A 21,270-nucleotide genomic window follows, 5' to 3' on the forward strand; every position below is an offset into this window, starting at 1 on the left:
GCTCAAAGGTAATTTTTTTTTACACAATTGCGATAACTATTGTTGTATTACATTATAGATTGTCCGGAATTTCGGCGATTCTGAAAATAAAAAATAAAAATTAGCGGATTAATCCTATGCATTTCCAGTTCTTAATCAAATGTATAAGCACAAAAAAAAAGATCAAACCGTAAATGGTTTGATCTTTTTTTGTGATGATAAAATAATCCGGTTAGTGATTATCAAATTCCCTGCGATTGTAAAAAGTATCATCTTCGCTGTCATAGCCAAATTGTGACTCATCTTCAGGATAGTACGATCTCATTACTCTTCTTTCATAATTTCTGTCAAAATTATGTTGCTGATTATATCTGCTTGTTTTTCTAAAAGTATCATATCCGATACTGTTAGCCATAACAATTTTGGTGTCTTTATTTATGCTCACAGATCCAATTGGGATAATGATATGACTGTCTCCGTCTTTATAGACAAATTCTCTTCCATTATCATTAACTATTGCATCATGCACTTCATTTTTGCTGTCGTCAATTAAACCTTTATCTACATTTACATCCAGATAGACAACGCGTTGCATATCTTTATTTACCCATAGATTGTCAATTTTACCAATTGTTCGGTTATCAGCATCAACTATTTTCCATCCGCGTACGTCAGAATAGTTGGAAGCTATTTTATAATCAGAAAGTTCATCCAGTCTGTATAAATTTCTATGTTTATTTTCCATACATTCAATTTTAATATTATATTTTCCCTAAATCTAATTGCAGTAAACCTAAAATGATTTTTATTCTGCAGTTGTAGTATTTTCAACTTCTACTCTGTTTTCAACCTGTGAATCAGTATCTCTTAAAAACACATAATATACCAATGCTGCGATTAACAGAACAGCAACGATCCACGGCCATACGGGTTTCTTTTTTTCGATTTTAATTTCTGCCATAACTTTTTTTTTTAGTATTATACTTTTAATAGTATCCTAAAGGTACAAAGGAGAACAGAGTATGTTGTACTTAATTTCAGACAGAAGTTATACAATTCCCAGTAGTGTAAAAGTCTAATATTATGCATATTATAGAAAATAATAGCATCAAAAATTGAGAATCAATTCTGCAAAAGAGATTATTAATAACAATAATTATATGTAAACAGTTTATTTTCTGATTTTTACCGCGATGCATTCTATTTCTATAGCTGCTTGTTTTGGTAATGCTGCTATTTGAATAGTACTTCGCGCAGGAAAGTGATTTTGAAAATAACCCGCGTAGATCTTATTCACGACAGCGAACTGTTGCATGTCGGTAATAAAAATAGTCACTTTTGTTATATGATTTAAATCGGACTCGTTGTCTTTAAGTATGATCTTTAAATTTTCAAATATTTGTATGGTCTGTTCCTGTAAACCGTCTTTTAGCATAGTTGATTTTGGGTCAATACCAATCTGTCCCGAAACAAAAATTAAATCCCCGTAATTTATTGAAGTGCTGTAGGGTCCAATTGGGGCAGGCAGCGTAGAATGATTTACTGTCCTGATTGTTTTTGCAGTATTGCAGGACGATATAGTTAGTACAAGTATAATTAAAATTATTCTTTTCATTGCCATTGTTTTTATTTAACAGATAAAAAAAAAGGGACTGACTTCTGATCAATCCCATTTTATTTTAATTGCTATTACTTATTTTTTAATGAATTTTAATAATTCTGAATTAAATTTTTCCAACTCTTCAATAAATAAAGCATGACCACTTTTTTCTAAAGGAACCAATGTAGAATTAGAAAGAAGTCCGTGCATTTGTTCTGCCAAGTCATAAGAACAGATTTTATCCAGTTTACCATGAAGAATCAATGTTGGAATTTTAATTTTTTTCAAATCATCACGTAAGTCTGTGTCTCTAAGTGTTTTTAAACCTTCAGCCATTGCATAAGGCGAAGCCTGCGCCTGAATTGTTCCCAACCATGCACCATATCCGGCAGAAACACTAGTTGCGTTGGCAGGAAATATTTGACCGAAATTCTCCAATAGCTGTGGTCGGTTTGTGTTATTTAACTGAATTAATCCGTCAACATCTGCTTTTGTCCAGTTGCCATAGTTAAAATCGGCTCTTTTTGTCCAGATTGGTGCTGCTGCGCCAAATAAGGCTAATTTAGAAATGTGTGCTGCATTGTATTTTGCCGCATAATGAATTACTGTTGCACCTCCCATAGAAAAACCTCCTAATGTTGCATTTTCTATTTTCAGTTTATCCAGAACCACTTTGATATCATCTGCAAAAACATCATAATTATATTTTCCGCCCGGTTTATCAGATTGTCCAAAACCTCTAAGGCTTATTCCGATCACACGATATCCTTTTTCAACAAAATAAGCATATTGATATTCGTACATGGCATCGCTCAATGGCCATCCGTGGATTAAAACTATTGGTTGTCCGTCCCCAAGATCTGTAACATGAAGTTTTACATTTTTCTCTACTTCGATAAATTCTTCCCTTCCATAAGAAGCAGGTGCTCTTTTTGTTTGCGCAAAAGATTGCATAGTAATTAATAGTGCAGTAAATAGTCCGATTGATAAGATTAAATTTTTCATTTTTGTAAATTTTAAAATTGATTATTTTTATATTGTTAATTTGATATTGCAAAGTTGCATCAATTGTAACCCCACAACAATGGACGGTTTTCTCTTTGAACTGCACTTTTTTCCCCTTTCTACAGAAATAGCTCTTATATTCCCATTAAAGTTCTTTTTGTGACTTTTTTTAAAACAAAAAAGCATGACTTTTCAGCCATGCTTTTTCAATATAGAGTTATTTATTTTAAAACTGCTTTCGGAAAGAAAGCGGAGAAATTCCGGTACTTTTTGTAAAAAACCTGATGAAGTAAGCATCATCATCATAGTTTAAACTGAAAGCAATTTCTTTGACAGAAAGTGCTGTATGAGCCAAAAGTCGTTTGCTTTCCAGAATAATCCTGTTTTTAATAATGTCGTTTGGGGTATCCTTGCTTACCAGTCCTATTTTCTTACTGAGATTTTTCGGAGTTAAAAACAACATTTCGGCGTAATCTGAAACCGTATGATGTGTTTTATAATGCTGCTCGACTAACTTACTGAACTTTCTTAGAAACTGAACATCCGACTGTTGGTCTTTTTCTGATAAAAGATGCTGCTGTTTCCATATTCGTGTTGATTTTAAAATGATGAGTTTTAATAAGATTCGCAGCATTTCTTCTGTATTTGAATCTTCATCTTCCATTTCAGCTTTTATCTCTCCGATTATTTTCTGAATGTCGGCTGACTGGCTTTCATTTAATTTAATAAATGGAATTTCAAAAACATTATTATATAGGATGCCATCACATGCCACTTCCTGGTCATGAATTTCAATACAATAAAAATCCCGGTTAAAATGCAGCAAAAGTTCACCACCAAATTCTGCTCCTATCGGTTTTACAATCACTTTGGGATTTATAAAAAGCAATGAATCGGTTTCAATCTGAAATTCCTGAAAATCAACATGTACTTTAATATTCTTTGGGAGAAAAAGTACTTTTATATGATCATCAATTTTAATTAATGTTGTCGGATCAAGATCCTGAGAAGTAAAATTAAGATTGCCAAATTGTTTGAACGAGAATTCTTTAAGCATATTTATATTTGATTTTAGGCAGTTGTATAGAAGAGAAAAGTATTAGACGAATACTCTGCTCCAGCCACAAATATAAATTATAAAGGCTTATTTTTTTAAAGATAGCTTAGAATTACCCTTAAGAAAACACTAATTAATAGTAAACAGAAAGCATGATTTTAGAATTTGAACTTTCAATGATCTTTTCCAATCTTTTGAAAAATAATTCGCTAACCATTGGGCAACCGTGACTATTGATGATGTAGTATTCTTTTTCCTCATCTGGTACTTCTTTGTAACAGTGCAGGACTACAGCTCTTTTCATTGCATTGTTATTACTTGCATCAAGACCAGAAAGTCTGAAAGCTTTTCCGAAAACGCCTTTATAAGATTTTTCAATGGCATATCTCCCAAGTGAAGTGCAGTTAGAATTGGGAAGATTACTAAATTGCAGTATATCGCCTTTGATTCCGGTTTCAGAACCCGATCCGTGTGCTACTAAACCTTGATCAATGATTTCATTTTTCTCCAAATCATAAACAAAAAAACGGTTTTTACCGGATTTGATTTTCATATCAACCAGAAAAGCAATTTTCTTATTATAATTTTTATCACTTGCAGTAAACGATTTGATTTCGTTAACATGTTCGTTGAGTCTTGCAAATTCAAGCTCAGATAAAATTTCTTTTTTATTTGCTACATTAAAAGTAGTAAAAGAACTTAAAGAGAAAAGAAGCGTCGCTATAATAAGTATTCTCATAAATAATTAGAAGTAAGTTAAACAGATTTGGGATCTTTTATTATTCACTAATTGTTGGTTGCAAAATTATATACAAATCTTATACAATTCCCATGTCGAATGTTAAAGATATGATAAATATTTTAAAATCAAAATGTTATAGTAAAAAAAAAAATTCCAGCCGTAATAACCCGTTAATTAAATGAGAAGAAAATAAAATTAATTTTAGAAAACGCTTAAAAACAGTTCTAAAATGAAGTCTGTTCATTTATAGCCATAAAAAAAGGCAGAATATATCTGCCTTTTTGCTCATTATAAAATATAAACCTGGGTAAATTTATTAAAATCTACTAAGACTATTATTTTGTGTTTTTGTTCCAAGACTTATAATTATGGTCATAACTCCAAAAAAAAGATGTGGGAAAAATACTTTTCCTGCAAAACCAAATATCCATGGTGAGAGAGCAAAAAACAATCCGGTTACTACCTCAATAACCACATGTACTTCTACCGGTAACAGTTTATAAAGTCCAGCTTCGTAATCTGTATGCAGCGCTAAAAACAGTGTAAAGATTCCGAAGATATAAAATATAAGGCTTTGTGCGGTGTGCGCTTCCAAATGCATTACTGAAGGTATAAAAAGAAGAAGTATTCCTATTGTGTAGTCCAGATAGCCATGGAACTTTGTGTCTAAAAATTTCATATTATAATTATTTTTTAAAATGTAAAGCAAATTTACAAACCCGATACCCAAAACACTTTACATTTCAAAGCTTCGGGTTTATATAATTTCATGGGAAACGCCCATTACTGTACATTCTAATTTTAATATAAGTTTTCTAATCTAACGTGAAGCCAAAACTGCAGTTTGCAGCGCTTCGAAAGCATCTTCAATAGTGATCGTCAAAACGTGTTCTTTATTTTCTATTTTTTGAATGATATCAGAAAGTATGAGCTGTACGCAGCTTCCATAGACTTCTCCTTTGCTTTTTTGAATTTCAAAAGTTCCGGAAACCGTCTCATCAACATCGTATGCAATACCTCCGGCCGTAATACCTGTTTTCTTTTGTTCTTCTGTTTCTGCAGAACCCCAGCCTTCAGGTCTTGATTCATCGCCCACTTTAGAAAAAATTTCCGAAGCAGATTCGCTCCACCCTGGCAAATTGTTAAGTTGCTGTTTGGTCTGTGAATTAACCAGCGCCTTTACTTTTCCTTTCATCGGCATCCAGCCTTCAATTTCTATCCTTGCCAGATCAAATGCAAGCTGAATGGTAGTCTGCTCAAAGAATCCCGGACCAGAAAAAGCATGGTAATAAGATGCTATCAGCCCTTCGTTATATAGTACCATTGCAGAAACGCGGTCACGTTGGTTCTCATTTCGTTTATGGGAAACGCCGCAAACTTCCTGGCGTTGCTGGCCACTCAATGCATTAATGATATCAAAAAAATGCACACCATGTTCTACCATAATTCCACCTGACATTTCTTTATTCCAAAACCAATGTTCGACAGGCAGCGCTTCATCCTGTGCATAATTATTAACCACCGCGTGACGCATTTGACCAAATACTCCACTTTGGGATAATTCTTTTATGGTCTGAATAATAGGATTATAACGAATCATGTGATCAACGGTGATAACACTGCCGGTTTCTTTTTGTACAGCCAAAATCTGTTCGGCCTCTTCTATCGTTATGGCAATTGGTTTTTCAAGCAAAACATGTTTCCCTGCCTTCATCGCTGCACAGGCCATTTCAGCATGCATTCCGGGCGGAGTGACAATACTTACAATATCAATTTCCGGATTTTTAATAAGATCTTCCCAGTTTTTATACAGCCTAAATTTATCATTCTCTTCGTTGCTTGATCCATGATCTGCAATGGCTATTATTTCGGCATTTTCGAGTTTAGACCACCAATGATGCAGAAATTTACCGAAACCTCCATATCCAATTATTCCAATTTTATATTTTTTCATAGTTTTTTAATTTCTTTTAAAGTCAGGGACTAATTGAGTCGGGCTATCGTTTAGCGTATTAATTTTTATTTTATTTTCTATCGGAGATTTTTTCTCCTGCCCGTAAATGGTAAGACTTATACAGCTGATAATTAATATCAACAGTAATAATAATTTGATTTTCATAGTACAAAGTATATAAGGTTATTGATCTTTTTTAGTTTCGGGTTTCAATTTTCTTTTTTTATAAAGCTTCATTCTTTCGGCAGCACCGTCAGACACACCTTTACCTTCCGGCATAGGTTGGTACAATGAACCTTTGGTGTCCGGCGCTTCAGGTCCGGTTTCGATCTGATATTTTTGAGAGAGGTTTCCGCTGAGCCATTCACTAAATCTCGGAAAAACATTGGCACTAAACGATGCGCCTTTAGCCTTCCAGCCCACCGGTACAACTTTAGAAGGACGGAGCGATTTGCGAAGAACAGCATTTACTACTTTATCCGGCTGATCCATCATGGCCATTTTGGGTTCTACCCCGGTATAGTTGGCAGAATGTCGCCAAATCGGAGTATCAACAGCCCACGGCTCTATAACAACAACTTTAATTTTATCGTAGCCATTTAGCCTGAGCTCCTGCGAAATAGAAAGACTGAGACTTCTTACACCAGCTTTTGAAGCGGCATAACCTGTTTGGTAAGCCAGCGGGATTTCACTCTCTACCGATCCCATATTGATTAGTACGCCTTCTTTTTGTTTTATAAATTGGTCAATAGCAACCCTGCTTCCGTAGAAAAAACCTTTTAAATTTACATCTACAACACGCGCCTGATCCTCAACAGGTACTTCCCAAAAGCGACCCATTGCCGCAACGCCTGCCATATTAATCCAGACATCAATTTTATTGAATTGTTTTACTGCAGCTTCAGAGACACTTTTAACCTCATCGAGTTTGCTGATATCTGCTGTAACAACAATAGCCTTTCCGCCGGAATTCCTAATGATATCGGCAATTTCCTCGAGCAATTCTGTTCTTCTCGCAACTAGTACAACATTGGCTTTATACCTTCCTAACTCCTGCGCAACACCACGTCCCATTCCGCTCGAGGCACCAATAATGACGTACGTTTTTCCGGCAATTTTCTCTTGACCTGATTGGCCCATTTTCCAGGTTGTGCAGCCCTGCAATAAGAGCAAACAGAACATAAATGCGCATAGTCTGAAAAATTGATTATATCTATATAACTTCATATAATTATTATTATTCTTTTAAAAGAAAATCACATAATCTCTCTTTTGACTTTCATTTGTTTTAAACCAAACAATAAAATTGCAGATTTTCGATAGTATAAAGTTGAACTGATTTTTTCGAAAACACTTATAAGATTTTTAAACCTATTTGTATAATTATCACGATATCAATAATTTGAATATAACATTATTATCTTTGGAAAAAAGGTTAGAAGTTCTATGTTCTACTTACATATCATAATCATTCTGCTAATTATATAATGTAGCTTTCAAATTATATAAAATGACACCATTTAAAGCTTGTAGTTTTAAACTTATAACTATAAACTAAACTACACGTATGGAAAATTTAATTAGCCCGGAGAACCTTGAGGAAATAAGAGAAGCGATAGAAAGTAAGATTGCCAATGTTCCAGGTCATTATATATTATGTGGCGCATTGGGATCGCTGCTGCTGTCGACTTACCTTGATAAATTCGGCAAAAAAGATGCCGCCTCAGCTATTGGCAAACTTGCAATTCCTTTTATCGGAATCGGATTGACAAAATATAAAGACTTTATTAAAGAGGGTGTTGAACAGCTGGAATCTGTAGCAAACGTTTCAGAGAATGAGAATTCCTCAAACCAACTGCAGAGTACTTCTGCAATCGGATAAAAAATTAATTAATCTATTAAATACTAAAGCTATGAGAACAAATAATTATCAAAATTACAATCAGGACGAGGGTAATTTTACTGAAAACAATCACGATTATCAAAGTGATTATGAGCAATATGTTGGAGACGAAAATAATTTAGAAGAACCAATGCTGCTAAATGACAATAGTTACCTGGACAGCGAATTCTCTAACGAACTTGACAGCAATGATTCTGATCAGGATTTTGACGAAAGCAGTCTTGAAGAGGAAGATCTGGAAGAAGGAAATCCTGATGATGAGCTAGAAGAAGAAGAGGATGATTGGGAAGATAATAACGATGACGATTGGGAAGATGATGAAGAAAATGGTGATGAACCTGATACTTTTGCTGACGACAGCTTAAAAGTAGATTAGTCATGAAACACAATCGAATCTTATTTCAAAATTAATGGCAGGCTACAAGAGTATCCTGCCATTTTTTTAAGAATATTTTATAACGAATAATAAGTTTTTCTTTCCTCTTTTCTCTTTCCACTTTCCTCTTTCCTCTTTCCTCTTTCCTCTTTCCTCTTTCCTCTTTCCACTTTCCACTTTCCTCTTTCCTCTTTCTTCTTTCCTCTTTCCTCTTTTCTCTTCTTTCTTTCCTACTCCTTAAATTCGAATTGAAAACCCCACTGCTTCAAAAAAGTGATGGTATTCGCCGTCTTTTTTAGTGCATTCCCAGCCGAGTGCCAAATCGAGCTGCACATCGGGATTAAGCCGCAGCGACAAACCACCGTCTATCCATTGTTCACCCCTATGGGCGACAGAAAAATTTCCAAAACTTTCTGCAAAGGCCTGAAGTTTATCCGTGATTTTTAAATTGGGAGCAATCGTATAAAAGTATTGAGGCTGAGTCGAAATTCCGTCCCATTTCACACCTGCATTATATCCTAAATCACTTTTCTCAGATAATTTATTTCGCATCACCAATCGCAATTCCGGCGCAATATGTTGAGATTTAAAACCCTTCGCCTCCACTTTCGGAATCTGGAATTGTGCAATAAAAGATACAGCCGGAATGACACCTTTTTCGTCATTAATCTTAATTTTAGTTCCAATTTTCAGTTCCTGTAATCCATAACTTTCCGGCTCCTCCGTTTTAGTATAGGCAAATTCTGTTATAAGCCTAAGTTCTATATTTTCATGAAGTCCGTATTTACTTAGAATTTCGGGAGCTGTTAACTCCATTTGATTTGAGGCGGTCTGTTCATGTTTCAAACCGGTTTCAAACTGGAATCGTCCTTTTGGTACCAAAGCAGAGTTTTCGGTCTGGTCGGGACGATCTGTTTCAATTTCTTCCTGTGCGGCAGCGGCAAAAGAAATAAGAAAGGCAAAAAGTGTTATCGCATTTAATAATTTCATTTTTCAATATGTTTGATGAGACAAATTTCTACATTCATTCCTCCATCTTTATTATATTATAATATGTACTGTTTATATAATTTATGATACAGATATTTCTTCTGGATCAGCTTATAAATTGTGAGGCTTATAATGAGGGGCAGTAATATATTTATTTTCATCTATTGCGGCATCAAAATTTATAGTGTTCTGTGACGCGTCTGTGAGCAAAATATCTATTTTTCTGCTATTGGCTACAGCACTTTCAAAATCTCCGATTATAGCATCTTCACCTAACATTCTGCCAACAATTTCCAGAGACCGATAAGTTGCAATATGATAATGCAGTATTTTTTGTAAAGCAGAAATTATGGCAGCATCTCTTACAGGTCCTTTTTTTCTTTTTTCGAAAAGAATCGTAAATTCATTGATAAGTGATTGCATTCCGGGAGATTTCTTACCCCGAGCAGTGATTCCTGCATCATTTAGTATTTTAACTGTTTTGGCTGCATGTAATTTTGTAAGCTTTTTATAATCCTTAATTACAAAGGATAGATTTGGCGAGCCAACGTTGTATATAATTTTAGAAAGTACTGTGGCAGATAATTCCCTTTCTGCCCACAAAACTTCTTTTAGTCTGTGTATAAAAAATTTATGCAGCGACCAGAAAAGAGGAACATCTTCATTTAATCTAGGCTTTTTAAAATTAATTTTCATACCTGTAAGTGTTTAAAATTATAACTAAACTTAAAATCAATTTTAAGTTCCTGTTTACATATATAAAATTATGCGTTACATAATTCACGATAATATTTCAGTAAACAGTATTGTGAAAAGATTTTTTTTAAAGAAAAAAGACCAAGCTCAACAAATCTCCAAAAGATTCACATTTAGGGATATTTTGTCATTATAAAAAAGTTGATTTCTTTAAAATCTATAAATTCTGACGGAAATTCTGTAAGAAAAACACAAACTGTAGTTTGAAATTTGATAATCAACAACTTGTCAATTTTAATCATTCAACTATAAACACTTTTATTATGCAGGCAGTTTCACCTTGGGCTACAACAGCTCAAACCGATATTGAGATTAATGTACCGTTATTAACAAAAGAAATTTCAGGTTATACGTTTGAAGTTTTCAATTCAGGAGATTCCATTTGGATTGTAAGCAAAGGACCAAAAAATGAAAGATTTGGTTTTCGCGTTGCATTTGCCTTAAATAGCTTTTTTGAGGTGGAAGATATTGTGGATGACGAAAATAAAATCACAATTAATTTAAAAAGCGGACATGGAAAGTATGAGGTGTATATCGATTTTCCCAAAACCGATATTCCTCCGCTTTTACATTATAAGACAACATTTACCGCAAATCAGGCACTTCTTATTCCGTATTGGCCTAAAGATGTAATACCCTTGACCGACAATGGTATTATCGAAAATACAATTGGTAAAATTCATGTCCATCAGGTGGGTACCAGAACAGGTCTCATTTTTGCCAGTGTGCAGAAACCAAAAAAATGTACGTTGTTTTACTTCCAAAACCTCAGCTCGATGTCTGAGTATTGCGAAGCTACCAAAACTTCCCTGGGAGAAACCGTTGGCGGAACATGGCCCGAGATTGGGTTTAATTTACCGAAAACAATGGAAAATCCTATTCCGGCAGGAAAAAAATTCGTAATTTCTGATGCGTATGTTTTATTGGGAGATGAACTAAAAGAAGACCCTTCAAAACTCTGCGCAGAATATTTAGAAAACCTTGCACAGATTTATATGGTTATCCCGCATCCGGAAACCGAATATCACGAATGGACAGACATTGTGCAGAAAACCAGCGAACATCTCTACAATAATAAAGGTTGCTGGACACAAACCAAAGGATTCCCTTATCTAAATGCCTACCTGACTGATTATGAAACACCCGCTGAAAGTATGGTGCAGCTTGCCGTTTTAATACCGCTGAAGGAATACGAAAAGTGGGATGGCGCACAAAGCCCGATATCGAGAGATTTGGCAGGCGGTATAAGTGCTTTTTACGATCCAAAAATCAATTGTATTACACGCTGGCATCCCGCACTTCAGGATAAACTGGATCAGTCTGAAGAGCAAAAAAAAGATACTACCATGGATTCCTGGTATTTACATCATCCCTTAATTAATCTGACCAGACTTGCATTAGACGGAAATAAGGAAGCAAAAGAACTGGTAGTAAACTCAATTGACTTTGTGATTAAAGCGGCGCATCATTTTAAATATGAATGGCCTGTCTTTTACAATGTTGAAACTTTTGAAGTTATAAAAGAAGAAACAGAGCCCGGAAAAGGCGGAGAAAAAGATGTACCCGGTGCTTATGCACACTTAATGCTGTTGGTGTACAAACTTACAAAGGATAAAAAATTCCTTAACGAAGCTGAAAAAGCCGCTAAACAACTTACACAATGCGGATTCGATATTTTTTATCAGGCAAATAATACGGCTTTTGCCGCTAATGCCTTACTCGAACTGTATAAAATTACAGGGGAAAAAATTTATTTGGATACCAGTTATATGTGTCTTGCAGGAGTTTTTAAAAACGTTCAGGTATGGGATTGTCAGTATGGCTTTGGAAAGAATTACGCTAATTATTTTTCTGTCTTTCCCCTTAATGACGCACCTTACTGTGCTGCTTACGAAGAAATGGAAGTTTATGCAGCGCTTACAGAATACATGATCCAGGCCAAAGATGTAGAAATCCTGCCTGCACTGCGCGTGCTGATACCGGAGTTTGTAAAGTATGCCGTTAACCGAATTCCTTATTATTTTCCTTCTCTGCTTCCCGAAGATATGTTGTCTGAAGAAGTTAAAACAGGAGAAATTCAAAAAGATCTGTGGATTCCGCTTGAAGATCTTTACACAGGCTGGGAACAAAGTGGACAGGTAGGTCAGGAAGTTTACGGTGTCGGTTCTGCCTTTGCTATCGTTCCGCGGCAATACATTAAAGCAAATGATGATTTTATGATTTTCATTGACTATCCTGTGACTAATTATACCAAAAGAAAAGACACAGTAACCATTAGAATCGATGGAAACGAAAACATGAATTGCGATTTGAAAATCATAAAAAGGGGTACTAAAAAAATAAATGCAGAAGTAACCCAAAAAAGAAAAGCTGTAAGCCCATTTAAGAAAAGCGCTGATATGCACGAATATAAAATAAGTGGGCAAGGCACCATCACAGTAAAATTTTAAATAATAAAACTAAATAAAACAACAGTTTATGGAAAACTTATCTAATTATTTTGGACAGAATATTGACAGAAAACGTATTGTTATAACAGGCGGCACTACCGGAATTGGAAAAGCCACTGCCGAACTGCTGGCTTCATTGGGAGGCCATGTTTTTATTTTTGGAAGAGATAAAGATGACTTTGATAAAGCAATCGGCGATATTAAACAACACGCCGAAGGAGAGGTTTACGGCATAACCGCCGATATATCCAAAAAAGAAGATATTGAATTAGTCTGGAAAGAAATTGACAATACACTGGGCGGCATAGATATTTTAATAAACAATGCTGCCGTACCTGCCGACGGAATTGTCGAGGAAGAATACGAAAGCATTAAATACATTCTTGAAACAAACATTTTGGGTTACATCGCTTTTACTAAAGAAGCGGTTTCCAGAATGACGGAAGAAAAAGCCGGTCACATTGTTAACATCGGATCAATGAGCGCAGAAACACGCGAAGAGACGGGAACGATCTACGTAGCAACAAAAGCTTCTATACAAGGATTTACCGCGGCACTTCGTAAAGAAATAAATCCGCTTGGAATAAAAGTTTCACTTATTGAACCCGGTTCTGTTATGAGTGACCTTCAGCCTGCACCAAAAGAAGAACAGCGGGAAAATATAAAGAAATTAGAAATGATGAAACCCGAAGATATTGCAATGAACATTTTATTCTGCTTATCACAGCCAAAAAGATGCGATGTAGTAACAATTCAGGTCAGACCACATCTCCAGCTTATTTAAACGCAAAATCTATTTGCCAAGATTCTCAATATAGAAATTACAAATAATTTATGACGGTGCAATAGGAACTATTCCTGCATGTTGGTGCCCGATACAATAACAATAAAGATTACTGAAGTTTAATTTAAATAAATAAAAATATGTTAGCAATGAACTATCGCGGGCCACACAGAGTCCGTATTGACAAGGATAGACCTATTCCTGAAATTTTACATCCCGATGATGCCATTGTAAAGGTACTGCGTTCCTGCATCTGCGGATCTGACCTTCACCTCTATCATGGTCTTGTACCGGATACCCGAATCGGATCTACATTTGGTCATGAATTTATTGGAGAAATTGTAGAAGTAGGTTCCGGAGTAGATAAAGTAAAAATAGGAGATCGTGTAATGGTCCCGTTTAATATTGCCTGCGGAAAATGTGCTTTCTGCCGTCAGGAATTATATGGGAATTGCCATGAATCAAATCCGGAAGCAACTGCAGTTGGCGGAATATTTGGTTATTCTCATACTGCCGGAGGTTATGATGGCGGTCAGGCCGAATATGTACGTGTTCCTTACGCGAATGTAGGTCCTGTTGTAATACCAGACTGGATGGATCCTGATGATGCAGTGCTTCTAACAGATGTTGTACCAACAGGTTATCAGGCAGCAGAAATGGGTGGTATTCAACCTGGAGATACAGTGGTAGTTTTTGGGGCCGGACCAATTGGAATTATGGCTGCAAAATGCTCCTGGCTTTTTGGAGCAGGACGTGTGATCATAATAGATCATATAGATTATCGTCTGGAATTTGCCGAGAAATATGCCCAATGTGAAGCTTTTAATTTTAATTCGATCGGCGATCCGGTGGTGTTTTTAAAAACTATAACAGATTCTCTTGGTGCAGATGTCTGTATTGATGCCGTCGGATGCGAAGCGGCCGGGAACGCAATTAATACCCTTACCGGCAGAAGACTTCTCCTTCAGGGCGGGTCGACAACAGCATTGCACTGGGCAATAAATGGTGTTAAAAAAGGCGGTATCGTTTCGATTGTTGGTGTTTATGGTCCGATCGACAGTTTGATCCCGATTGGAAATGTCGTGAACAAAGGAATTACTATTCGCGCCAATCAGGCTTCTGTTAAACGATTACTACCAAGACTTATCGATCACGTACAATCTGGAGTTCTAAATCCAAAAGGATTAATTACCCATCGCATTCCTCTTGAAGAAGTGGGTGAAGCGTATCATATATTTTCATCCAAATTAGATAACTGTATAAAAACTGTTTTAGTACCGCCATCTGCGGGCTAATATTTAAACTTTACAATTATGATAACAGATCAGACAAACCCGGAAGATTTTACAAATAAAAGACGAGGCAATCACAACCATATAAAAGGTTGGGGAGTTGACATTAATACAGAAAATGACCCTACATATCCTATCAAAAAGCGAAATGACGATGAGCACAAAGGCTATGCCTGGGAGCGTCCGGAGTTACAGGAGGAAACCGTAGAAATACTTCAATCTGTAGAAAGACCGAACCTTACAGCAGTTTACGGCACATCAAAACCGCCATCCGGATTAAGCGGCATGATAAGAAGAATTGCTTATATGTACAGCGAATCCAGTTACGGACGCTGGCTGCCGCTCATGCTTGCGGACCGAATAGATATGATGGAAGGTATTCTGGAAGATTTTACAAAAGGACATGTTCCTAATATTCCAAAAGAAATAGGCTTAAAATCGGAGTGGAAATACAACAGGGAAAAATTCCTTATCAAAACTGCTGTAAAAGTCCTGATCGTGGGAGCTGCATTAGCGGTAATTTTTTCCTCTTCTAAAAAATCGCGCCAGACACAACTGTAGGTTTTTATTAATCAAAATTTTATATCATGAAACCAATTGATACTAAGACCCATGGATATTTAGATTATATTATGGGTATATTTCTTGTTGCAGCGCCTTCGCTGTTTAGTTTTGAAATGAATGCGATGCAAAGCTATGTTTTTTACATTGCAGGTATTGCTGCTATAGTTTACAGCCTTCTCACTAGTTATGAATTGGGACTGATTAAAATAATTCCGATGAAAATCCATTTGGTACTGGATCTTATGTCTGGTATTTTTCTGGCGCTTTCGCCATGGATTTTTCACTTTTCAGATCAGGTTTATGTACCTCATCTGATTTTAGGAATAATTGAAATTCTGGCTGCGGTTCTTACTAATTCCAGACCTGCAGTAGCAATTAAAGCTTAGATAAAATTATAATAAAAAAAATAAAGCTGCTTCTTTTAATATAAGAAGCAGCTTTATTGCTTTAAAGAAAAATATTTAAATAAAATTAGTTTCCAGGTTTATCCTGAGCGTCATGGCCGTCTTGTTTTACAAGCTTATTATAAATACCCAAAAGTAAAAACGGAGAAGCCCATTGTCCTACAAATAAGGCATTGTGTTTGCTTCCCATACATTTTAATGCCAGTGAAGTTCCCATAGCCGCTAATGAAGCGTACAAAAATAAATCAGAAGGGATTTTTGAAGTTTGTTCCTCAATTGCTTTAGCCGTGCGGCCTTCGGTGTTTTCATTTTCTAATAACATAACATTTAGTTTTTATAATTAATATGATTGCAAAGTATAACATCATACTGTTGTCTGCTTACAGAATTAAACTTCAATGTTACAATATCCAAATTATTGAGAATCAATTAAATTCATACTTTTAAAAATTGAAATTCATAAATTAGACAAGCTTATACAATAGTATATCGCCCACACCAACATGTGAATTATAAAAAAATCGATTAAAATTATATAAATACAATTTGAGGTGTTCCTCTATATTTACCTCCCGCTCAAATTATAATCATTATGAAATAATCAATCATATATAAGAATAATCTCAGTATAAATTAATAAGGTAACAAAAAGGAGAAAGTGATATTCAGCATTCACTATAGATCCCTCCACGTATGCTTTTAAGTGTGCAATACTTATTTTCTCCAGCAAAACTGCAGGGAGGATTTTTTTTGTTTATTAGTATATGATTACTGTATTTTATTTTGTAATTTGCTATATAATAAATAGTTAACAACTTATATTATCGGTTCGGGACATTATTTTTTAAGCAGTATTAAAAACTGCACATTTAAAATTGAAGGATATGAACATCGCTGAACTAAATAACAACATTACCTCTATATTTCCGGTTGTAGGAATTGCTTCTGCAGCGTCTGAAATTAAGGCGTTACAAGAAATTATATCAAATCTGCCTGAAGATTCGGGAATGGCATATATCATTATTGAAAATCTTGCCATTCCGCAGCACGAAGATTTGACTGATTTACTTTTGGACTCTGCCAAATTGCCCGTACACGAAATCGTAAGCACGGTAGAACTTCACCCAAATAATATTTATATTATTCCGCAAGGTAATTTTCTGGTGTGGGAAAACGAAACTTTACAGCTAAAACCATCGACCAGAAGTACTAAACCAACCAATAGCCTTGACCTGTTTTTCGAAGCTCTGGCAGAAAAATACGGTTCTTATGCGGTTGGTATGCTATTGTCATGGTCATCCCTTGACGGAGCGGCAGGTCTTAAGAAATTAAAAGAGCTTGGCGGAGCGGCAGTTTCTGCTGTTAATAAAGCCGGTTTCTCTCATAATGATAAGATAGCAGAATTTATAGATTATTTTACAACTGCAGATAATGCGGCGTTACAGCTTCTTGAGATCAAAAATAGTTATCAGACGAATCACGCATATGTCGAAGAAGACATTTCACAATTTGATGAAAAGATTTTTGAGGATATTCTGGAGGTAATTTCTTTAAGAACCCAAACCAATTTTCATAAATACAAACCGCAGACACTTCGCAGGAGAATCGCCAAAAGAATGGTGCTGACTAAACAGGAGTCTGCAGAAAAGTACCTTAATCTTCTAAAAGAAAACAAAAAGGAACAAGATTTATTGTTTAATGATTTTCTGATTTCGGTAACATACTTTTTCAGGGATCCCGTATTTTTTGAAAGTCTGCAGACAAATGTTTTTCCTGCTTTAATAGATAGTATCAAAGGAAAAGAATTAAGAATCTGGTCGGCTGGCTGCTCTACCGGTGAGGAAGTATATTCGCTGGCAATATGTCTGGACGAATATTTACAGAAGACCGATAACACAGATATCGCAGTTAAGATTTTTGCTTCAGATATATCTGAGAAATGCGTTGAAAAAGCCCGAACTGGCGTATACGCAGCTCAGGATTTGAAAAATGTGAGCGAAAAAAGACTTTCGTCGTATTTTACTAAAAGAGACAGTGGTTATTACATTAATAAAGCGATACGTGATACCTGTATTTTTGCTGTACATGATTTAACCAAAGATTTTCCTTTCTCTAAAATCGACTTTATAGTATGCCGCAATGTTCTTATTTATTTTAATACAGAACTGCAGGGACAAGTATTATCAGCATTTCATTATGCACTTCGGGAAAATGGCTTTTTATTTCTCGGAAAGGCAGAGACAGCACTTACAATTCCGAATTTATTTTCTGCTGTTGAAAAGCAGGAGAAAATTTTCATGCGCCAGGATGCAGCTGTCCGCTTAACACCGAATCTGCTTTTAAAAGAAGAAAGTAAAGTAAAAACCGCAGCTCCTCCCGCTCGTTCTGTTGAAAAAGATTACAGAACCATAACGGCAGACATAATTTTAGAAAACTATTCTCCGGCAGCAGTTTTAGTAAACGAAGATCTGGAAATTGTCCATTTTCATGGCGATACCAGTCCATTTTTACAGCCGCCCGCGGGGACGCCAAGTTTTAATGTTATAAATATGCTGCATCAGGAGGTGCGCAATGAATTGAAAAATGCAATCGTAAAAGTTCAAAGCGAGAAAAAAAATATTGAAGTCCTTAATATTGCAGTAAAAAACCAATCGTTTCTTACTTCATTTGAGGTTGTTTATCTTCCTTCTTACAAGGATTTACTTCTGGTTATTTTCTACAGAAAGTCAATTTTGGATCGTACTGATAATAAAAAAGGAGAAAGCTCCGGAGAATTCTTATCGCTTCAGGATGATTACAGACAATTAAACGAGGAACAGCAGATTTATTTTGAAGAACTTCAAACCACTAATGAAGAATTACTAAGAAGAACAGAAGAACTGCAGTTGTTAAATGAGCAGCTTGAGACTACAGCTGAAGAACTTTTATCCAATAATGAGGAATTATCCTGTACGAACGATGAACTTCAAAATCGCCGAAACGAGCTTTCTTCGATGCGAAATTTTTATGAATCGATTGTAAAAACTATCAGGGAACCCTTGCTTATAATAGACCAGAATTTTATTGTGCGCAGTGCAAATCCTGCATTCTATCATTATTTTAGAACTCAGGAAGAACACACAGAAGGAATTTCGATATTTGAACTGGAAAATTCGCAATGGAATTCACCCGAGATCAAGGAATCCATTCTTAACAAAATCAGAAAAAAAGAGACGGTTGAAAATGTTAAAATTGAATTTGACCTGGGTCAGGGAAGAAAAAAAATCATGCTGGTTAATACCGCTAACATTCTGGATTCCATTCCTGAAGGTATGATTTTGATTGCACTGGAAGACATTACAGATCTGGAACAAAGCAATGAAATCTTAAAAAATAAAAATGCAGAATTAGAAAACAGAACCCGACAGCTTGAATCTTTTACACTTGCCGCCAGTCATAATTTACTGGAGCCAATTCGAAAAATTCACATGTTTGGAAAAAAAATCATAGACAGCGACTCATCATTGCCTGAATCTGTTCAGCATAATGTGAACCGACTCCTGAATACTGCTGTTAATATGAATCAGCTTATTGAAGATCTCATTAACTTCTCTAAGATCAATTTTGCAGAAAAAAAATTCAAAAAAACCGATTTGAATATTGTATTAAAAAAAGCGCTTAACGATCTTAAATACATTATAAATGAGCGAAAAGCGATTATATCAGCAGATCCTCTTCCGCCCATGAATATTATTCCGTGGCAGATGCACCTGCTTTTTACGCATCTCATTTCAAATGCAATAAAATATGCTAAACAAGATACGCAGCCTCAAATAAAAATAGAGTTGAACTTTACCGATATTGAAGAAATTAACAATATAGATATGAGGCCTCATACAGAGTATATTAAATTATCTATTATCGATAACGGTATTGGTTTCAGCAAAAATTTTGAAACTTTAATCTTTAACCCGTTTTACAAACTTGAAAGTAATGATATGCAGTACGGAACCGGACTTGGACTAACATTGGTGCAGAAAATTGTATGGAACCACAAAGGTTTTATTAAAGCGTCAAGTTCGCCGGGAGAAGGTACCGCTATCTATATTTTTCTGCCTTTAGAAAATTCACTGATTGAAAATTATAGTCAGAACTAATTTAAATCCTTATAATTGACGGATCAATACTCCATTGATTCGTCAATTTCATATTCATTTATAAGAGACTGCCATTACTTAGAATAAAGTGTACTAATTAAATGAATTGTTTTTGGATTAGGAAACTGCTGCGTTAATAAAATTAGAAATGGCTAAAAACTCCAATCAGATAACTGTTAAAAGGTCTGAAACAAAAACGAGCAGAGCAAAACTCTCCGATCATCCTATTATCGTAATCGGCGCATCTGCAGGCGGATTTGATGTTATAAAGACAATAATCCGAAATCTCCCTGCAAATTTTCAGCCTCCCATATTTATCGTCTGGCATACAGGAGCAGAAATTCAGGGAGTTATGCCAGGTGTACTTAGTAAACTTAATAATATACCGGCGGCCTATGCCGAAGATAATGAAGAAATCCGGTTAAACCGGATTTACATAGCGCCTCCGGATTATCATCTGCTTCTGCAGAACGATAGTATACGTCTGACACACGGTCCTAAAGAAAATCACTTTCGCCCTGCTATAGATCCGTTATTTCGATCTGCAGCTTATAATTTCGGAAACCGTGTTATCGGAGTTATTTTATCAGGAGCATTAGATGATGGAACCGTGGGATTGTGGCGGATAAAAAACAGTGGCGGAATAGCTGTGGTACAAAGTCCCGGTGATGCAGAAGTACCCTCTATGCCTCAAAGTGTTATAAGAGAAGTTGCCGTTGATTATTGTGCTCCTGCGGCAGATATTGCCGGTATTCTGGCCAGAGTCTCCAAAAGTAGAAATGAAAATCAAAATCCGATAATCCGAGATAAGAGAACAGAAACAGAATTGCTTTCTGCCGCTGGTGATAAAAATGCAGCCCGGGAATCTTTTGCCATGGGCGAACTTTCTCCTCTGACATGCCCGGAATGCAACGGCGTACTGGCCAAAATAACAGAAGGAGGATTTTCCCGATACCGCTGCCACACGGGTCATGCTTTTTCTGCCGACACGCTGCTGGCGACGCTTCACGAAAGAGTGGAAAATGATTTATTTACTGCCTTAGCCGGAATTGATGAAAGCATATTTCTCCTGAATCATATTGGCGATCATCTTGCCGAAATCAACAAGTCGCAGATGGCCGCACTTTATTTTTTAAAAGCAAAAGAAACCGAAGCACATGCAGACGCATTGCGAATTACAGTAAAAAATTACGAACAGTTAAGCAATGCCAAATTACAGTTTGATATAAAAAATCTGAAAGATGTGAAAAATGAAACTAAATGTTAACTTTGTTTCAT

The 21,270-nt window shown here is 35.7% G+C and carries 21 protein-coding genes; 9 read left to right on the forward strand and 12 right to left on the reverse strand.

Annotation, left to right across the window (positions count from 1 at the left end; all coding sequences use genetic code 11):
* Positions 1 to 211: 211 nt before the first annotated feature.
* The 9 genes from ABEB31_RS00665 to ABEB31_RS00705 form a co-directional block, all read right to left on the reverse strand.
* Positions 212 to 724, reverse strand: coding sequence for a PRC-barrel domain-containing protein (locus tag ABEB31_RS00665; protein ID WP_347049336.1), 513 nt, complete (start codon positions 722 to 724; stop codon positions 212 to 214).
* A gap of 60 nt (positions 725 to 784) precedes the next feature.
* A complete protein-coding gene (locus ABEB31_RS00670) occupies positions 785 to 940 on the reverse strand; it encodes a hypothetical protein (protein ID WP_347049338.1) in 156 nt (51 codons plus the stop codon).
* Between the two features lie 210 nt (positions 941 to 1,150).
* A complete protein-coding gene (locus tag ABEB31_RS00675) occupies positions 1,151 to 1,594 on the reverse strand; it encodes a Rid family detoxifying hydrolase (protein ID WP_347049340.1) in 444 nt (147 codons plus the stop codon).
* Between the two features lie 78 nt (positions 1,595 to 1,672).
* Positions 1,673 to 2,584, reverse strand: coding sequence for an alpha/beta fold hydrolase (locus ABEB31_RS00680; protein ID WP_347049342.1), 912 nt, complete (start codon positions 2,582 to 2,584; stop codon positions 1,673 to 1,675).
* A 226-nt stretch (positions 2,585 to 2,810) separates the two neighbouring features.
* Entirely contained in the window at positions 2,811 to 3,641 is an 831-nt protein-coding gene (locus tag ABEB31_RS00685; protein WP_347049344.1) for a helix-turn-helix domain-containing protein, read from the reverse strand.
* A gap of 133 nt (positions 3,642 to 3,774) precedes the next feature.
* Positions 3,775 to 4,380: a murein L,D-transpeptidase catalytic domain-containing protein gene (locus ABEB31_RS00690; RefSeq protein WP_347049345.1), complete on the reverse strand. Its 606-nt coding sequence runs from the start codon at positions 4,378 to 4,380 to the stop codon at positions 3,775 to 3,777.
* 319 nt (positions 4,381 to 4,699) lie between these two features.
* Entirely contained in the window at positions 4,700 to 5,062 is a 363-nt protein-coding gene (locus ABEB31_RS00695) for an SPW repeat domain-containing protein (protein ID WP_347049347.1), read from the reverse strand.
* Positions 5,063 to 5,203: 141 nt separating this feature from the next.
* Positions 5,204 to 6,337, reverse strand: a complete 1,134-nt coding sequence (locus ABEB31_RS00700) for a Gfo/Idh/MocA family protein (RefSeq protein ID WP_347049349.1) — start codon at positions 6,335 to 6,337, stop codon at positions 5,204 to 5,206.
* A 183-nt stretch (positions 6,338 to 6,520) separates the two neighbouring features.
* Positions 6,521 to 7,477, reverse strand: a complete 957-nt coding sequence (locus ABEB31_RS00705; protein WP_347049350.1) for an SDR family NAD(P)-dependent oxidoreductase — start codon at positions 7,475 to 7,477, stop codon at positions 6,521 to 6,523.
* Between the two features lie 427 nt (positions 7,478 to 7,904).
* Between ABEB31_RS00705 and ABEB31_RS00710 the strand changes: the two genes are divergently transcribed.
* Both ABEB31_RS00710 and ABEB31_RS00715 read left to right on the forward strand, forming a co-directional pair.
* A complete protein-coding gene (locus ABEB31_RS00710; RefSeq protein WP_347049352.1) occupies positions 7,905 to 8,219 on the forward strand; it encodes a hypothetical protein in 315 nt (104 codons plus the stop codon).
* Positions 8,220 to 8,250: 31 nt separating this feature from the next.
* Positions 8,251 to 8,616 (forward strand): hypothetical protein, encoded by a 366-nt coding sequence (locus tag ABEB31_RS00715; protein ID WP_347049353.1) that lies wholly within the window; start codon positions 8,251 to 8,253, stop codon positions 8,614 to 8,616.
* A 237-nt stretch (positions 8,617 to 8,853) separates the two neighbouring features.
* Here ABEB31_RS00715 and ABEB31_RS00720 read toward each other — a convergent pair whose 3' ends face one another.
* Together ABEB31_RS00720 and ABEB31_RS00725 are read right to left on the reverse strand one after the other, a co-directional pair.
* Positions 8,854 to 9,606, reverse strand: coding sequence for a transporter (locus tag ABEB31_RS00720; RefSeq protein ID WP_347049355.1), 753 nt, complete (start codon positions 9,604 to 9,606; stop codon positions 8,854 to 8,856).
* A 111-nt stretch (positions 9,607 to 9,717) separates the two neighbouring features.
* Positions 9,718 to 10,302, reverse strand: coding sequence for a YciE/YciF ferroxidase family protein (locus tag ABEB31_RS00725; protein WP_347049356.1), 585 nt, complete (start codon positions 10,300 to 10,302; stop codon positions 9,718 to 9,720).
* 323 nt (positions 10,303 to 10,625) lie between these two features.
* Here ABEB31_RS00725 and ABEB31_RS00730 point away from each other — a divergent pair, with 323 nt between their 5' ends.
* The 5 genes from ABEB31_RS00730 (at position 10,626) to ABEB31_RS00750 (ending at position 15,838) form a co-directional block, all read left to right on the forward strand.
* A complete protein-coding gene (locus ABEB31_RS00730) occupies positions 10,626 to 12,812 on the forward strand; it encodes a hypothetical protein (RefSeq protein WP_347049358.1) in 2,187 nt (728 codons plus the stop codon).
* 28 nt (positions 12,813 to 12,840) lie between these two features.
* A complete protein-coding gene (locus ABEB31_RS00735; protein WP_347049359.1) occupies positions 12,841 to 13,596 on the forward strand; it encodes an SDR family oxidoreductase in 756 nt (251 codons plus the stop codon).
* A gap of 140 nt (positions 13,597 to 13,736) precedes the next feature.
* Complete coding sequence (locus ABEB31_RS00740) at positions 13,737 to 14,891, forward strand: zinc-dependent alcohol dehydrogenase (protein ID WP_347049360.1); 1,155 nt, start codon at positions 13,737 to 13,739, stop codon at positions 14,889 to 14,891.
* An 18-nt stretch (positions 14,892 to 14,909) separates the two neighbouring features.
* Positions 14,910 to 15,449, forward strand: coding sequence for a hypothetical protein (locus ABEB31_RS00745; RefSeq protein ID WP_347049361.1), 540 nt, complete (start codon positions 14,910 to 14,912; stop codon positions 15,447 to 15,449).
* 26 nt (positions 15,450 to 15,475) lie between these two features.
* Positions 15,476 to 15,838 (forward strand): SPW repeat domain-containing protein, encoded by a 363-nt coding sequence (locus tag ABEB31_RS00750; RefSeq protein WP_347049362.1) that lies wholly within the window; start codon positions 15,476 to 15,478, stop codon positions 15,836 to 15,838.
* A gap of 85 nt (positions 15,839 to 15,923) precedes the next feature.
* Here the strand turns inward: ABEB31_RS00750 and ABEB31_RS00755 are convergent, their stop codons facing one another.
* The gene (locus ABEB31_RS00755) at positions 15,924 to 16,178 is read right to left on the reverse strand and encodes a hypothetical protein (RefSeq protein WP_347049363.1); all 255 of its coding nucleotides are present in this window, start codon (positions 16,176 to 16,178) and stop codon (positions 15,924 to 15,926) included.
* Positions 16,179 to 16,740: 562 nt separating this feature from the next.
* Here ABEB31_RS00755 and ABEB31_RS00760 point away from each other — a divergent pair.
* Positions 16,741 to 19,992 (forward strand): CheR family methyltransferase, encoded by a 3,252-nt coding sequence (locus tag ABEB31_RS00760; protein ID WP_347049364.1) that lies wholly within the window; start codon positions 16,741 to 16,743, stop codon positions 19,990 to 19,992.
* Positions 19,993 to 20,140: 148 nt separating this feature from the next.
* A complete protein-coding gene (locus tag ABEB31_RS00765; protein WP_347049366.1) occupies positions 20,141 to 21,259 on the forward strand; it encodes a chemotaxis protein CheB in 1,119 nt (372 codons plus the stop codon).
* Positions 21,260 to 21,270: the final 11 nt, after the last annotated feature.

This window comes from Flavobacterium olei (assembly GCF_039749035.1).
GTDB lineage: Bacteria > Bacteroidota > Bacteroidia > Flavobacteriales > Flavobacteriaceae > Flavobacterium > Flavobacterium olei.